At 40.1% G+C, this 14,857-nt stretch carries 17 protein-coding genes; 11 read left to right on the top strand and 6 right to left on the bottom strand.

Annotated features, from left to right (window positions below):
- Positions 1-5: 5 nt before the first annotated feature.
- Both ftsH and rsfS read right to left on the bottom strand, forming a co-directional pair.
- Positions 6-2,102: an ATP-dependent zinc metalloprotease FtsH gene (ftsH, locus tag N7U62_RS13565; protein ID WP_264138524.1), complete on the bottom strand. Its 2,097-nt coding sequence runs from the start codon at positions 2,100-2,102 to the stop codon at positions 6-8.
- 48 nt (positions 2,103-2,150) lie between these two features.
- Positions 2,151-2,525 carry a ribosome silencing factor gene (gene rsfS / locus N7U62_RS13560; RefSeq protein ID WP_264138523.1) on the bottom strand — a complete coding sequence of 125 codons (375 nt, stop codon included), beginning with the start codon at positions 2,523-2,525 and terminating at the stop codon, positions 2,151-2,153.
- On the opposite strand from rsfS, the gene N7U62_RS13555 reads away from it, so the two are divergent.
- The 6 genes from N7U62_RS13555 to nadD all read left to right on the top strand — a co-directional run bounded on the left by N7U62_RS13555 (position 2,490) and on the right by nadD (position 6,911).
- Positions 2,490-3,317 carry a biotin--[acetyl-CoA-carboxylase] ligase gene (locus tag N7U62_RS13555; RefSeq protein WP_318840684.1) on the top strand — a complete coding sequence of 276 codons (828 nt, stop codon included), beginning with the start codon at positions 2,490-2,492 and terminating at the stop codon, positions 3,315-3,317. The genes rsfS and N7U62_RS13555 overlap by 36 nt on opposite strands.
- Positions 3,318-3,408: 91 nt before the next feature.
- Complete coding sequence (ahcY, locus tag N7U62_RS13550) at positions 3,409-4,710, top strand: adenosylhomocysteinase (RefSeq protein WP_264138521.1); 1,302 nt, start codon at positions 3,409-3,411, stop codon at positions 4,708-4,710.
- A 163-nt stretch (positions 4,711-4,873) separates the two neighbouring features.
- The gene (locus N7U62_RS13545; protein ID WP_264138520.1) at positions 4,874-5,458 is read left to right on the top strand and encodes a sigma-70 family RNA polymerase sigma factor; all 585 of its coding nucleotides are present in this window, start codon (positions 4,874-4,876) and stop codon (positions 5,456-5,458) included.
- Positions 5,459-5,470: 12 nt separating this feature from the next.
- Positions 5,471-5,749, top strand: a complete 279-nt coding sequence (locus tag N7U62_RS13540; protein ID WP_264138519.1) for a zf-HC2 domain-containing protein — start codon at positions 5,471-5,473, stop codon at positions 5,747-5,749.
- A gap of 8 nt (positions 5,750-5,757) precedes the next feature.
- Entirely contained in the window at positions 5,758-6,330 is a 573-nt protein-coding gene (gene gmk, locus N7U62_RS13535) for a guanylate kinase (RefSeq protein ID WP_264138518.1), read from the top strand.
- Entirely contained in the window at positions 6,327-6,911 is a 585-nt protein-coding gene (gene nadD, locus N7U62_RS13530) for a nicotinate (nicotinamide) nucleotide adenylyltransferase (RefSeq protein ID WP_264138517.1), read from the top strand. Before gmk ends, nadD begins: the two co-directional genes overlap by 4 nt.
- Before the next feature lie 55 nt (positions 6,912-6,966).
- Here nadD and frr read toward each other — a convergent pair whose 3' ends face one another.
- The 4 genes from frr to N7U62_RS13510 form a co-directional block, all read right to left on the bottom strand.
- Complete coding sequence (frr, locus tag N7U62_RS13525; protein ID WP_264138516.1) at positions 6,967-7,527, bottom strand: ribosome recycling factor; 561 nt, start codon at positions 7,525-7,527, stop codon at positions 6,967-6,969.
- Between the two features lie 39 nt (positions 7,528-7,566).
- Positions 7,567-8,271, bottom strand: a complete 705-nt coding sequence (gene pyrH, locus N7U62_RS13520) for a UMP kinase (RefSeq protein WP_264138515.1) — start codon at positions 8,269-8,271, stop codon at positions 7,567-7,569.
- 65 nt (positions 8,272-8,336) lie between these two features.
- Positions 8,337-8,831 (bottom strand): acyl-CoA carboxylase biotin carboxyl carrier protein subunit, encoded by a 495-nt coding sequence (locus N7U62_RS13515; protein WP_264138514.1) that lies wholly within the window; start codon positions 8,829-8,831, stop codon positions 8,337-8,339.
- A gap of 63 nt (positions 8,832-8,894) precedes the next feature.
- Positions 8,895-9,359: an Lrp/AsnC ligand binding domain-containing protein gene (locus tag N7U62_RS13510; protein WP_264138513.1), complete on the bottom strand. Its 465-nt coding sequence runs from the start codon at positions 9,357-9,359 to the stop codon at positions 8,895-8,897.
- 462 nt (positions 9,360-9,821) lie between these two features.
- Here N7U62_RS13510 and N7U62_RS13505 point away from each other — a divergent pair, with 462 nt between their 5' ends.
- From N7U62_RS13505 to N7U62_RS13485, 5 genes are all read left to right on the top strand, one after another.
- A complete protein-coding gene (locus N7U62_RS13505; RefSeq protein ID WP_264138512.1) occupies positions 9,822-11,507 on the top strand; it encodes an AMP-binding protein in 1,686 nt (561 codons plus the stop codon).
- A gap of 77 nt (positions 11,508-11,584) precedes the next feature.
- Positions 11,585-12,541, top strand: a complete 957-nt coding sequence (locus N7U62_RS13500) for a DUF3078 domain-containing protein (RefSeq protein WP_264138511.1) — start codon at positions 11,585-11,587, stop codon at positions 12,539-12,541.
- Between the two features lie 68 nt (positions 12,542-12,609).
- On the top strand, positions 12,610-13,488 hold the full coding sequence (locus tag N7U62_RS13495) for a diacylglycerol/lipid kinase family protein (protein WP_264138510.1): 879 nt from the start codon (positions 12,610-12,612) through the stop codon (positions 13,486-13,488).
- Between the two features lie 43 nt (positions 13,489-13,531).
- Positions 13,532-14,260, top strand: coding sequence for a hypothetical protein (locus N7U62_RS13490; RefSeq protein ID WP_264138509.1), 729 nt, complete (start codon positions 13,532-13,534; stop codon positions 14,258-14,260).
- 20 nt (positions 14,261-14,280) lie between these two features.
- Entirely contained in the window at positions 14,281-14,856 is a 576-nt protein-coding gene (locus N7U62_RS13485) for a YqaA family protein (RefSeq protein ID WP_264138508.1), read from the top strand.
- The last annotated feature ends 1 nt before the right edge of the window (position 14,857 follow it).

The following is a 14,857-nucleotide window of genomic DNA, read 5'->3' as shown; positions in this document are numbered from 1 at the left end:
TTTTTTTACTTTGGATTTTCAGCAGAGGATTGTTCTAAATCCCTGTCGAGTTCTGAGTCTTTCGAATCCTCTTGTTCTACTTCTGATTTAACTGTAGATTTTAATTCTTCGAGCGCCTCTTCATTTTTTTGTTCTTCTACTCCTTTGCCATTGGTAAAGGCCTGGTAGTTTGTTTCTTTTTCGAATGGACGTTTACCAATCAAGTCTTCCAGATCTTGCTGGAAAATGATTTCCTTCTCAAGAAGTGCCTGAGCGATTTTTTCCAATTCTTCTTTCTTATCTGTCAACAGATCTTTGGTTCGGGCATAGGCCTGGTCGATAATAGTCTTGACCTCTTTATCTATTTTTTCCGCAGTAGCATCCGAATATGGTTTGTTGAAATTGTATTCAGATTGCTTAGAATCGTAGAAAGAAAGATTTCCTATCGCCTCGTTCATACCATATACAGTCACTATGCTGTATGCCATTTTTGTGATTCTTTCCAGATCACTAAGTGCCCCTGTAGATATCTTACCAAAGACGATGTCCTCTGCAGCTCTACCACCCAAGGCCATACACATTTCGTCTAGCAGTTGTTCGGTTTGGTAGAGGTACTGCTCCTTTGGTAAGTATTGCGCATACCCCAAAGCAGCCATACCTCTTGGGACGATACTTACCTTTACCAATGGATCTGCATGTTCGAGGAACCAGCCTGCAACTGCATGTCCAGCTTCGTGATAAGCCACAATTTTCTTTTCTTCAGGAGAGATGATCTTGCTTTTCTTCTCCAAACCACCAATCACTCTGTCAATGGCATCCTGGAAGTCTTTGAGATCTACTGCCTTCTTGTCTTTTCTTGCAGCTATCAACGCTGCTTCGTTACAAACGTTGGCGATTTCAGCACCTGCAAACCCAGGAGTTTGTGCTGCTAATTTTTTGGAATCTACCTTCTTGTCGATTTTCAAAGGTCCTAGATGTACTTTGAAAATAGCATCTCTTCCAATAATATCTGGTTTGTCAATACCGATTTGTCTATCAAATCTTCCAGGTCTTAGCAAAGCAGAATCTAGCACGTCTGGTCTGTTAGTAGCAGCCAGAATAATTACCCCAGAATCGGTAGAGAAACCGTCCATTTCTACAAGTAGAGAGTTGAGTGTGTTTTCTCTTTCATCATTAGATCCTGGCATTTGGCCTTTCCCTCTTGATCTACCGATTGCATCGATCTCATCAATAAATACAATACAAGGCGCTTTTTCTTTTGCTTGTTTGAATAAGTCTCTAACTCTGGCAGCACCCACTCCTACAAACATCTCAACAAAGTCAGAGCCTGACAATGTGAAGAAAGGGACACCTGCTTCACCAGCTACTGCTTTCGCTAGCAAAGTTTTACCTGTACCTGGAGGGCCTACCAATAGCGCTCCCTTAGGGATTTTACCACCTAACTTGGTGAACTTGGTTGGGTTTTTCAGGAACTCTACAATTTCTTTCACCTCTTCTTTTGCTTCGTCTAAACCAGCTACATTGTCGAAGGTGATTTTCACTTTGTTTTCAGCATCAAATAGAGCAGCTCTTGATTTTCCTATGTTGAAAATTTGACCACCTGGACCGCCACCGCCAGTCATTCTTCTCATCAAAAACCAGAATCCTAAGATGATAATAATGAAGAATCCGGAGTTAAGAAATATGTTAGTGTAGTCTGATCTTTCGTCAACTAGATACTCATAGTCAGCACCACCATTCAGTCTGGCATTCAGTTCGTCTTTCTTTTTGACGAAAATGTCTTTGCTTTCAATTTTGAAGAAGTAATGAGGGTTTGAACCAGACATGCCGAGGCTGTTTTGGTTCTCCAACTCTAGTTTGTACTTGCTGTTTTCTAATGCTTCTTCCTTGAGGGTAACTTCAACTATGTTTTGATTGCCGATCAAAACGACACGCTTCACGTCATGGCTCATTACCATGTCTTCAAATCGCTTGAAGGAAATCTCTTTTGCGGAATTGTTATTCGAAAAATACGATATGCCGAAAATGAAGGTCATCAAGCCAATGATTACCCATATTTGGTAATTCGGCTTATTTCCATTGGGCTGGCCGGCCGTATTTTTTGTTCTTGGTTTTTCTGCCATTATGTTTTATTCTTAAAAATCTTTGTAACGCGATATCGCTTGCCAGGTTTATAAATCTTCTATCTGAGTCACCTTGGCGTCTCCCCAGAGCTTTTCGAGTGAGTAAAATTCTCTACGATCCTTTCTAAAGATGTGAACCACTACGTCGGCATAGTCTAGCAAAATCCACTCTTTGTTTTCTTTGCCTTCCTTTTGCCAGGGGTTGATGCCCAGTGCTTTATAGACTTCTTCTTCTACTGAGTCGGCTATTGCATCGAGCTGAGTGTCAGAATTTCCTGAGCAAATTACGAAATAATTGGCAACTGCATTTCCGATCTCTTTCAAATCAATGACAACTATATCAGAAGCCTTTTTTTCTTGCATTCCTTTGACCACTATCTCCTCTAATTGCTCAGATTCTTTAACTCCCTTTACTTCTGTCATATATTGTCTCTAATTTTGCACAAAATTAATCAATTAATCTTGCATAAATTCTTTGCCAAAACTCAATTTCTAGGTAAAAAGGTCATCTTTCTGCCACAATGTCATTCTACTAACGAAGTAGCCATGTCATTAGTGAACCATGGCCATGCCAGGGAAGGTATGGTGGTGATCACTGAAGATCAAACTGCAGGCAAAGGACAGCGAGGAAATAGCTGGCATTCAGAGCCGGGTAAGAACCTGACTTTTTCATTCATTATCAAGCCACATTTTGTCTCTCTCGATAGGCAATTCCAACTCCATACCATTGTTTCTCTTGGTATCTTAGACGCGATTAGGAAGTTTACCAATGAGCAACTAAAAGTGAAGTGGCCGAATGATATCTATCTAGGAGAGAAAAAGCTTGGTGGTATTTTGATAGAAAATACCATTAGAGGAAGTCAGATTGATTATTCAGTAGTAGGGATTGGCCTCAATGCGAATCAGGTGTCATTTGAATTACCCAATGCCACCAGTTTGATTATCCATAATAAGGTAGAGGTGAACCTTGACGAGTTGGCGGAAGAAGTTTTGATTCAAATAGAAAAGAGATATTCTCAAGTACAAGAGGGGATTAACTTGATGAGTGAGTATGAGGCAAGCTTATTTGGTAAGGAGAGGGAAAGAAACTTTCAGGACGGAAAAGGAAAATTTAGAGGGATCATAAAAGGGGTGAATGAGAACGGTCAACTGATGGTCTGGGATCAACAATGTCTCAGAACTTACAATTTCAAGGAAGTCAGCTTTTTAGATTGACAATTCGTTGATAGTAGCCCTTAAAAACCGTAATTGGTTTGTCTCATTTGCATTACCTTTGCTTACCGAATTTTGAAATTCATAGAAGATAATGATAGATACACAATTAAAACACAAAGTAAAAGATATCAGTTTGGCCGCTTGGGGTCGCAAAGAAATTGAATTGGCCGAGGCAGAAATGCCAGGTTTGATGTCTTTGAGAGAAGAGTATGGTGCTTCTAAAATTCTAAAAGGAGCTAGAATCGCAGGATGTTTACACATGACCATCCAAACCGCTGTATTAATTGAGACATTGGTTGAGCTTGGTGCAGAAGTAACTTGGTCTTCTTGTAACATATTCTCTACTCAGGATCATGCTGCAGCTGCTATAGCAGAAGCAGGGATTCCAGTGTTTGCCTGGAAAGGCATGAATGAAGAAGAATTCGATTGGTGTATCGAGCAGACTTTGTTTGCATTCGAAGGTGGTAAGCCTTTGAATATGATTTTGGATGATGGTGGAGATTTAACCAACATGGTGTTGGATAGATATCCAGAGTTGGTGAAAGACATCAAAGGTCTATCTGAAGAAACGACTACTGGTGTTCATAGACTTCAGGAGAGAGAAGCTAAAGGCACCTTGCCTATGCCAGCTATCAATGTAAATGACTCTGTGACTAAGTCTAAATTTGATAACAAATATGGATGTAAGGAGTCTTTGGTAGATGCGATCAGAAGAGCTACTGATGTAATGATGGCGGGAAAAGTAGCTGTCGTTGCAGGGTACGGTGATGTTGGGAAAGGTTCTGCAGCTTCCTTGAGAGGGGCTGGTGCGAGAGTGATCGTGACAGAAATCGACCCAATATGTGCGCTGCAGGCTGCAATGGATGGTTTTGAAGTGAAGAAAATGGATAATGCCGTATCTGAGGCAGATATCGTAGTTACTACTACGGGTAACAAGGACATCGTAGTAGGACGTCATTTCAAAGCGATGAAGGACAAAACGATCGTTTGTAACATTGGACACTTTGATAATGAAATCGATGTGGCATGGTTGAACCAAAATGCATCGAAGGATGAGATCAAACCACAAGTGGATCTTTATGACTTAGATGGGAAACATATCATCTTGTTGGCAGAAGGTCGTTTGGTGAATTTGGGATGTGCAACTGGTCACCCATCATTTGTAATGTCTAATTCATTCACAAACCAAACTTTGGCTCAGATCGAACTGTGGACTAACACGGATCAATACGAAAACAAAGTATACATGCTACCAAAGCATCTTGATGAGAAAGTAGCTATGCTGCATTTGAAGAAGATCGGAGTGGAGCTTGACGTACTGAGTGTAGAACAAGCAGAATACATAGGTGTAACGGTAGAAGGACCATACAAGCCAGAGTATTACAGATACTAATTATTGAGCTCTTAGGAGTTTAGTTTTATAGATATTGAAGCCTAAGACTATGTCTTGGGCTTTTTTGTTTCTTAGCAATTCTTGGTAATTTGTCGGATAGGAAACTTCATGAAAAATATGCCGTTAACAGATGCTTTAGTAATAGGTTAGCAGCTTGCCAAGAATGGAAGAGGATCACACGGGAAAACAAGAGTACTCAGAGAAAGAAAGTAAACAACTCTTTGAGGCAGAGTTTATGCCTCATCTGGGTGCACTTTATAATTTTGCTTTCAAATTGACCTATGATGAGGACGACTCCAAAGATTTGGTTCAGGACACCTTTATGAAAGCTTATAGGTTTATTAATTCTTTTCAGCGTGGAACTAATGCCAAGGCATGGTTGTTTCGAATATTGAAAAACAGCTTCATCAATGATTATCGCAAGAAAAGTAAGCAGCCAGCGAAGGTAGATTATCAGGAGGTTGAAGGTTTTTATAATTCTAAGGATACGGATAAACCAGCAACAACTACCGATCTCAGAGTGGATATGGTTAAGAATATGATTGGTGATGAAATCACAAATGCACTAAATAGCTTAGATGTGGATTTCAGAACAGTGATTATATTGTGTGATTTAGAAGGGTTTACCTACGAGGAGATGTCCAAAATCTTGGATGTACCTATAGGTACGGTTCGGTCCCGAATACATCGGGCAAGAAATTTGTTGAAGGAAAGGCTGTCGACATATGCGGCAAAAATGGGTTATTAGATAGAAGAGGAAGTGGGAGTAAAGAAATTAATCAACAACGTAAGATTCAAAACAGGAATGGCAAATTGTGCAGAATATATGGATCTCATTCATGATGTGATTGATGACCAAGCCACGCCTGATCAGGAAGTATATTTGAGAAGGCATCTCAAAATGTGTTTAAAATGTGTAGATCACCTAAATTTGGAGCAAGAATTGAAAATGGCCATCAAACAAAAAATCGTCGATCGAGCGGTTCCGTCTGATCTGGCTGAATCTATCAGAACTAAAATAGAGAATACAACGCTCTAAAATCATCTATGCATCAAGGCAAAGCCATTATTTTTTCCGCTCCATCTGGATCTGGAAAAACCACTATCGTAAAATATCTATTGAGCCAATTTCCGGAATTGTCATTTAGTATTTCAGCCTCTACCCGTGACAAAAGAGGGCGTACCGAAACAGACGGTAAAGACTATTATTTCTTATCTCCAGAACAATTCAAAGATAAAATTGACAAGGATGAATTTATAGAGTGGGAAGAAGTGTACGAAGGGAATTTTTATGGTACGCTCAAGTCAGAGATTGAAAGAATTTGGTCAAATGGCCAGCATGTGATATTTGATGTTGATGTGAAGGGAGGTCTCAATCTGAAGCAATACTTTGGTGATAAGGCTTTGGCGATTTTCGTGAAGGTGCCTGATATGTCGGTATTGGCAGAACGTCTCAAGGACCGTGGTACAGAAGATGAAAAAAGTTTAAGTCGTAGACTTTTCAAGGCGAACTTTGAAATGTCTTTTGAAAATAAGTTTGACATGACGATTGTCAACGAAGACCTGGACGAGTCTTTCGAAAAAAGTGAAAAAGTAGTCAAAGAGTTTCTGACTTCATGAGCGTAAAAAAGAAGGTAGGTCTTTTTTTTGGATCCTTTAATCCCATACATATTGGGCATATGATAATAGCTCAAGCTGTGGTGGATTCTGGTCGGGTGGATGAATTGTGGTTTGTAGTCAGCCCTCAGAATCCATTCAAGAAAAATAACAGCCTTTTACATGAATTTGACCGACTGGATTTGGTGAATGCAGCGATTCAGGATCAACCACAGATGAAGGCTTCAGATATTGAGTTCAACCTTCCTAAACCAAGTTACACGGCAACTACTCTAGCTGTATTAGCTGAAAAACACCCTCAGAATGAGTTTAAGTTGATTATTGGAGAAGATAATCTGACTCATTTTCATAAGTGGAAAAATTACGAGGAGATACTGGAGCATCATCGATTAATAGTCTACCCAAGACCTAATGTGCAAAAGCCTAAAATCAATTTTGAGGATCATGCTGAAATGATAGAAGCGCCTATGCTGCATATATCAGCGACTTTTATCCGAGATTCTATCAAAAATGATAATTCGATCAAATATTTGGTGCCAACAGAAGTTGAATTTCTGATCAAAAGCAGGAAGTTTTATCAATAAAAAAAACACCGAGAACTTCCCGGTGTTTGTAATTTTTTTAGGATCATGTCATCCCTTAGATGGTCATGATGTCTTCTTCCTTGTCCGAGATCAATTGATCGATTTTTACCACGTGGCTATCAGTCAATTTTTGTACTTCTGCTTCGGCGTCTTTTACAGCATCTTCAGAAACCCCATCTTTTAAGAGTTTTTTCAGAGAGTCATTGGTGTCTTTACGGACATTGCGAATACTCACTTTTCCGTTTTCGCCTTCAGCTTTTACCTGTTTCACCAAATCTTTTCTTCTCTCTTCTGTCAATGGAGGAATGTTAATTCTTACTTGTTCTCCATCATTTTGAGGGTTTAGACCTAGATCACTGTTGATAATGGCTCTTTCAATTTCACCAATCATATTTTTCTCCCATGGCTTGACAGATAAAGTTCTCGCATCAGGAGTAGTGATAGATGCCACCTGATTGATCGGTGTAGGACTGCCGTAATAGTCCACCATCAAACCGTCCAGCATATTTGGCATAGCCTTACCTGCTCGGATTTTAGTCAATTCTTGATGGCAATGGGTTACGGATTTATCCATTAGTTCTTTGGCTTCTTCCAAAAACATTTCGATCTCTTCCATGTCTAATAAGATTATATAATTGTGTTATTGAATTTAATTTTAAGCAATTAGAGTACCAACATCCTCGCCTTGTACGATGTTCTTCAAGTTGCCTTTTTTGTTCATATCAAAGACGATGATTGGCAGTTTGTTTTCCTGACAAAGAGTGAAGGCAGTCATGTCCATTACATTAAGGCCTTTCTCATACACCTCCTGAAAACTAATATTGGTATAACGGGTAGCACTTGGATCTTTTTCTGGATCAGCTGTATAGACGCCATCTACTCTCGTTCCTTTTAGTACCACATCGGCTTCTACTTCGATCGCTCTCAAGCTGGCAGTAGAGTCTGTGGTGAAGTAAGGGTTACCAATACCCGCCCCAAAAATCACTATTCTGCCTTTTTCTAAGTGACGTACCGCACGTCTTTTGATGAATGGCTCACACACTTCTTCAATCTTGATTCCGGACATGAGCCTGGTGTATAGTCCTGCTTTTTCCAAAGCTGACTGAAGTGCCATGGCGTTGATCACTGTGGCGAGCATACCCATGTAGTCACCTTGTACTCGGTCGATACCTGAGCTTTCGGCCTGAACACCACGGAAGATATTTCCTCCACCTATCACGATGGCAATTTCTACATTTTGTTCGTGAACTTGTTTGATGTCCTCGACATACTGTTCTAGCCTAGAAGCATCAATTCCGTATTGATTGTTACCCATCAATGCCTCGCCGCTTAGCTTCAATAAAATTCTTTTGTACTTCATCTGTCAGGTATTATTCCTCTTGTGATTTTGAAATTTCACAAATATAGAATGGATTTCCTCACCTTTTAAAAGATCAATAAAATTTTGCCTTTTTCTACTGCATCTCCTTTCTGAACCAATAGGCTTTGGACTGTCCCGTCAGTTGGGCTTTTGATTACATTTTCCATTTTCATGGCTTCCAATATCAATAGTGTGTCTCCCTCCTTTACTTCATCTCCTTCTTTTACCATTAAACCCAGGATGGTACCTGGCATTGGTGCCTTGATTTCATTTTCTTTATTGAGATGACTAGCGTCAAAACCAATTTTTTCAAGAGCTAAATCCAGTTCGTCCTTCATATTGACTTCCAGGGGACGCCCATCAATCAGGAGGCTAACCTGTTTGGTTTTAGGATCAGAGCTGACAATATCAATTGTAAAGGAGTGTTGGCCTAGTAACATATGGAGGCTTCCATCTGGGTTTTTCACCAGATTGGGCTCATGCCTTTGGCCATTAATGACAAAAGCACCATCGACTGACTCCAGTTCTATGGTGCTTTTATGGATAGTAATTTTCTTCATTTTCGGGTGTTTGTCTTAAAAGTAAACTGCTTTACTCTCAACACCCAATGAAGAGAGGATTTATTAAGAAAGTTGAATCGGGCGACTCATACTTTCGTCCAAAGAGATAAAAGTCTCTGTTCTTTCGATTCCTTCTACCTTTTGGATTTTGTCGTGCAGGACTTCTCTTAGGTGATTGGTATCTCTACAATGTATCTTGATGAAAATATTATAATTACCTGTGGTATAATGGATCCTTACTATTTCAGGAATTTGTTTGAGCTCAGTTACTACCTGATCATATAAGGAGCTTCTTTGTAGATATACACCTAGAAAACAAGTGACATCAAAGCCCAGTTTGGCATAATCAAGTTGTAGGGTTGTCCCTTTGACCACCCCCATTTCCTCGAGCTTCTTCATACGGACATGTACGGTTCCGCCTGATACATAGACCTTTTTGGCTATCTCAGTGTAGGGAGTTTTTGCGTCCTGCATCAAGTGAGAGAGGATTTTCAAATCCACTTCATCAATTTCATAATTTTTCGGCATGATTCACAAGTCATTTTGTTAAATACTCAACAATTATAATAATTTATTGAATCACGTCTAAATATTTCAGTTATTTTATGGAATATTTTTAATATTCCGGTGAGTTGTTGTAAATTTGTAATCACAAAGGCAAAAGAAATAGAAATAGTTCTTTTACATACTGTAGGATGATGAAATCGGCAGCCATGCCCCCCTGTCTCGGGGGTGAGGATAAGGGATAAATCGCAACTCGCGACTAACTGCCTCGTGAAGGTTCGAATCCTTCTCCTACAGCTATCATTTTTGGGTTAATGTTGTTTAATGAAAGAGTCTGGTTTATACCAGACTTTTTTCATTTAAACGCAAATGTAATTTCTTTTCGCCCTTTTTTCACGATCCTTTCTTTGCTATTCCATTTTCTATCGGCATATTTATTGGCTCGATTCCAACCTGATTGCACTCAAATAGATTAAACAGCATAATATGAAAGACTATCCTTGGTATAAACAATATCCAAAAGGGATTCCTCACGAAATAGATCCGGATCACTACTCTTCATTGGTTGATTTGATGGATTCAGTGTTTACAGAGTTTGCAGATCTGCCTGCCATGGAAAATATGGGTAAGGTTTTGAGCTATTCTGAACTAGAAGAAAAGGTAGATCAAATGGCCAGTTTTTTTCAGAATGAAACCAAACTGGAGAAAGGAGACAGGGTTGCCATTCAAATGCCCAACTTGCTACAATATCCTGTGGCCATGTTTGCGGCACTCAAATGTGGATTAGTTGTGGTAAATATAAATCCACTGTACACAGCTTCGGAGATGAAACATCAGATCAATGATGCAGGAGCTCGGGCTATTGTAATTGTAGAAAATTTTGCTTTCAACCTAGAGAAGATTCTAAGTGATACGCCATTAGAGTACATCATCACAACTGAGATTGGTGATTTGTTCGTTGGACTGAAAAAGTGGATTACCAACTTTGTCGTAAAGAGAGTGAAGAAAATGGTGCCCAGCTTTTCATTGCCCACAGCGATCAAATTCAATGATGCGATGAAGTTGGGCCAAAAGAAGCATTTTAGACAAATAGAATTAATGGGAGACGATTTGGCTTTCTTGCAGTATACCGGTGGAACGACTGGTGTAGCCAAGGGTGCTATGTTGACACACCGAAACCTGGTGGCTAATCTCGAACAGGTCAGCGGTTGGCTCGATGTGAAACTGATAAAGGGGAAAGATATTGTGATTACGGCTCTGCCACTTTATCACATTTTTGCTCTGACTAGTAATTGTTTCACCATGTTCAAGTATGGGGCTCACAATGTATTGATTACCAATCCGCGCGATATGCCGGCCTTTATCAAGGAGATGGGAAAGCATCAGTTTACAGTGATCACTGGAGTCAATACACTATTCAATGGGCTTTTAAATCAAGAGGCTTTTGCTAAACTGGATTTTAGTAAACTCAAAGCGGCAATAGGTGGAGGCATGGCAGTTCAGAAGGCTGTGGCCGAAAAATGGCAGCAAGTGACAGGATGTGTCTTAGTGGAAGGATATGGTCTGACAGAGACTTCTCCTGTGCTATGCGTCAACCCCATGGATGGAAATCATAGAATCGGCTCAATAGGCGTGCCCATGCCAAGTACGGATGTGAAATTGATGGACGATGATGGTAATGAGGTAGGTTTGAATGAGCCTGGTGAACTATGGACCAAAGGTCCACAAGTAATGAAAGGCTACTGGGAGAAGCCTGAAGAAACCAAAGAGGTAATGGAAGGCGACTGGTTCAAAACAGGCGATATCGCCACATTGGACGAAGAAGGGTTCTTGAGAATTGTAGATCGAAAGAAGGAAATGATCCTCGTGTCGGGGTTCAATGTTTATCCTAACGAAATTGAGGATGCATTGGCAGGCCATCCGAAAATTTTGGAGGTGGGGGCTATAGGTGTCCCGAGTAAGAGATCGACGGAGGCTGTGAAGGTTTTTATAGTTAAGAAAGATGATTCTTTGACAGAAGAAGAAGTATTGGCCTATTCGAAAGAAAATTTGACCGCATATAAATGCCCCAAGCATGTGGAGTTCTGTGATGAGCTACCCAAGTCTAATGTTGGGAAAATTCTGAGAAGGATATTGAAGGAAAATGACGCCAAGGTGAACAGCTATGAATAATTAACAAAGAGATAAATAGACATTTTCGTATTTTGGGCTAATTTCGTCGCGTATTTGTTAATCAATTAATCTAAATCATGAAACGGTATCTTCTCGCCCTATTAATAGCTTGCCCATTTATTGGCTTTTCACAGACAGAATCAGAAGCAAAGAAAGACACTACCTATTGGAAGAAAGGAGGAGCAGTAAGCTTGACTGCTAATGCAACTACTCTAGCAAACTGGTCAGCCGGTGGGGTTGATAGCTGGTCTGGGGGTAGTTTTTTTAACTATTTTTTCGACTTTAAAAAGGGAAGTACCGTCTGGAAAAATACCATTGACATGGGGTTCGGCTTTATTCAGGAGAGTGGCTCTGATCTTAAAAAAGCGGATGATAGGATTATCCTAACCTCACAATACGGAAGTAAGATCGGTGAGAGTAAATGGTATTACAATGCCATGTTGGATTTTCGGACGCAATTTGCTGAAGGGTACAACGTGGATGATCCTGATAACTATATTTCTAAATTTATGGCTCCAGGCTATTTGTTAGCGACTATTGGTTTTGACTATAAGCCCACAGATTATTTTGACGTTTCTATTGGACCACTTTCGGGTAAAACTACTTTCGTAATGGATCAGAGGTTGGCTGATTTAGGTTCTTTTGGTGTCGAAGGGGCCGATAGAGACAATAATGGCGTGATCATAGCTGGTACAGGTCAGCAGGTTCGTTATGAATTTGGTGCAACAGTCAAAGCATCATTCAATAAAGAGATTATGAAGAATACCACTTTGGTATCTAACCTCTTACTCTTCTCAAACTACATGAAAAACCCTGAGAAAATCGATGTGAACTGGGAAAATGCATTGACATTGAAGGTGAATGATTTCTTTTCTGCCTCTGTCTTTTTACAGACTATATACGATTACGATATTAAGTTTTATGAAAATGACATCAATGGAGATCCTGACCTGAGTACCGAAGAAGACCGATGGCAATTTAAATCCGTTGTGGGCCTAGGCCTTTCCTATAAGTTCGGAGCGAAAAGAAGTTAATATCAATTGACAAAGAAATTAAAGACCGGTTTTTGCTGGTCTTTTTTGTTTTTAATCAAAAACCAATAGTGAGAAAAAAGATACTTTTCATCGCGAACCCTATCTCTGGGAACGCTGCTCAGTTGGATTTAGAGGGTCTGATTCAGGAAGTGTTGGATCAGGATAAGTTTGAATGGCAGCTGTACTATACCACCGAAAGGGGAGATGCAACGGTGCGTGCTCACAAGGCTACAGAAGAAAACCTAGACTGGGTGATAGCTGTAGGTGGCGATGGCACTATCAATGAGGTAGCTCAAGGCTTGATTCATTCGGAAGTCCCTATGGGAATACTCCCCAGGGGCTCTGGCAATGGGTTGGCCTATCACATAGGTTGGGCATCTGATATTAGGAAGTCACTGGATATGCTGAATCATGCCACTATAGAAAGTATGGATACGGCACTATTCAATGGTAACTTGTTCTTGAATGTGGCAGGTGTGGGGTTTGATGCACATATTGCCCATGTGTTTGATACGCATGGCAAGAGAGGCTTTTTCTCCTACTTGTTTTTAACTGTCAGAGAATTTTTGGGTTTTGATTCACAAAGAGTTGAATTGGTATTGGATGGAAAGGTACTCAATCGATCAGCATTCCTATTGAGCATCGCTAATGGCAGTCAGTATGGCAACAATGCTTACATTGCTCCAGATGCGGATAGCAGTGATGGTTTTTTAGAAGTAGTCATTGTTAAATCCATGAAAGGATGGAATGCTTTGACTTTTGCATTCAAGCTTTTTACCAAAAGATTAAAGAATGGACATGGGGTCGAGATCAAACGCGCCAATAAGATTGAAATCAACACGACCTTTACTTGTGGGCATTTGGATGGAGAGCCGATTGGTTTGTTGGAGGAAAATCGCGTAGAAATTTTACCTCGATCATTGAAGATCCTCGTACCAAAAAAATGAATGCCTTGGATTGGATATATTTGTTCGGAATCACTAGCAAAATATGAGGGTAGACCTGAATGAAATTTGGGAGTTTATGGAAATGGCACCAGAGCCCAAAGGCGCTGAGCAGGGAAATGTATGGGTCTATGAATTGGTGGCAGGCGGCATTGTGATCGATCGTTTAGGGTCTGAAGATATTCAGAATCTGAAAAAGGAAGAGAACTATGATACGGAGCTTTTGCCTTCCATTTTTACATTTCGGGAGATTCTCTGGCAACCTAATGTCTATACGCAACCTACGCTATGTGTACCACAGCTCAGTATTTTGCGAGTTTTTTGTGAAGAATATATAGCTGAGCTAAAGAATAGTAAGAATGGTCAGGTGTGGCCTTACTTTGATTTGCTTTCAGGAATGGCCTTGTATTGTCAGGAAGCCATTGATCGGATCAGTAATGCAGAAAACAGTGACGACATTAGGATCCCGTCTATTTTAGGTGAATTGAGAAAGAAAGCTTTTCCGATCATTAAATTTTTCATCTTTCATCCCATGAACCGAAAGGACTATCAAACAGATGCCCTGAATCGGTTGAATTATGCAGTGAAAATCATGCTGACGCAATACAACAACAACTACTATGATTTAGAGGACCCTTATTGGAATGTGTCAATTGGTACCGAGGAGGATCTCAAAGCAAAGGAATCAGATGCTTTAGAATCTGAAAGTGATGATACTCCATCCACTCCTGCGCCATCTCTGGCGGATACAGATGAAAAATTCGAAGAATTTTAATCCATTATCTTATTGGACAAGTGAAGATTAGAAATAGCAAATATCGCTATCTGGTATCCAATCTGATCAAAGGGCTGGTTTGGCTCCTATTGATTGTAGTGGTATTTTGGATAGCCAAGTCGTATTTCGAGGATTGGTACAACCAGTTCATGGAAGAGATTGCGGATAAGCCTATTTTGGTTTTTAGCACTTTCACTTTGTCCGAAGTACTGTTTGGAATTATTCCTCCGGAGTTATTCATGATATGGTCATTGCATCAGGGAGGAGCTGCTCATTATGTGTTATATACTTTGATATTGTCTTTGATATCCTACGCAGCAGGCGTGATTGGTTTTTACTTTGGTCGCAGCTTCAGCAATTTTAAGGTCTATCGAAAAATTAAAGAGCGTATGAGTGTGCAGCTTGAACGCAATGTTCGGCGTTTTGGAGGATTTATGATTTTCATAGCTGCAGTGACTCCCATTCCCTTTTCTGCCATATGTATGATTACCGGAGCGGTAGGCTACAAAACTTCAAATTTTCTACTAATCGGATTGAGTCGCCTGGCACGTTTTGCTATCTATGCTTATGTGATCTGGCAAGTCGACAAGATCTAAG

Origin of the sequence: Reichenbachiella ulvae, assembly GCF_025833875.1 — a bacterium.
GTDB lineage: Bacteria > Bacteroidota > Bacteroidia > Cytophagales > Cyclobacteriaceae > Reichenbachiella > Reichenbachiella ulvae.
The sequence above is the reverse complement of the archived record's forward strand: the minus strand, read 5'-3'. Positions and strand labels throughout refer to the sequence as shown.